The following is a 245-nucleotide window of genomic DNA, read 5'->3' as shown; positions in this document are numbered from 1 at the left end:
CTCGACGCCGGCTACTGGTACCGAAACCTCCGCCAGACCGTCCACTTCCACACCGCCATCCAGCAGCTCACCGAGGCCGGCCACACCACCTACATCGAGTCCAGCGCCCACCCCGTCCTCACCTACAGCATCGAGGAAACCGAAGGCGCCCAGACGATCACCGGCACCCTCCGCCGAGGCGAAGGCACCCTCACCCGCCTCCTCACCTCAGCAGCACACCTCCACACCCACGGCCACCCCGTCAA

The 245-nt window shown here is 67.3% G+C and carries 1 protein-coding gene; it reads left to right on the top strand.

Going from position 1 to position 245, the window contains the following annotated elements; translation table 11 throughout:
- The coding region (locus V5O46_RS31760; RefSeq protein WP_332888196.1) for an acyltransferase domain-containing protein at window positions 1–245 on the top strand (245 nt) is incomplete at both ends.

This window comes from Streptomyces poriticola, from assembly GCF_036689765.1.
Lineage (GTDB): Bacteria > Actinomycetota > Actinomycetes > Streptomycetales > Streptomycetaceae > Streptomyces > Streptomyces poriticola.
Note: the sequence above shows the minus strand (reverse complement) of the source record. Positions and strands in the feature narration are given on the sequence as shown.